The organism is Caballeronia sp. M23-90, assembly GCF_053574605.1.
Genome location: NZ_JBSIPA010000989.1, coordinates 1 through 370, shown reverse-complemented (window position 1 = coordinate 370; position 370 = coordinate 1). Strand labels below are relative to the sequence as shown.

The window sequence follows — 370 nt, the reverse complement described above, 5'->3', positions numbered from 1 at the left end:
TCCGGGGAACACTTCAGCGTCGACGGCACGTTGATTCAGGCATGGGCCGGGCACAAGAGCTTTGTGCCCAAGGCAAGTCCAGACGATGATGACACGCCTCCTGACGAACCGCCCGCGCCGAATGACAGTTGGCGCGGACAGAAACGCAGTAACGAGACGCATCAATCCACGACTGACGAGCAGGCGCGCCTGTTTCGCAAGAGCAAGGGAACTGGAGCGATGCTCTGTTATATGGGCCACGTGTTGACCGACAACCGACACGGCTTGGTCGTCAACGCACAGGTGACTCTGGCGACGGGCACCGCCGAGCGCGACGCGGCCGAGATGATGCTCGCTGATGCCGAGCAGCGCAACACTCGCGGCATCAGCA

1 pseudogene is annotated in these 370 nt (G+C 61.9%); it reads left to right on the top strand.

From position 1 onward, the window contains the following. Window positions 1–370: pseudogene (locus ACRXB1_RS37455) on the top strand (IS5/IS1182 family transposase); the annotation flags it as partial.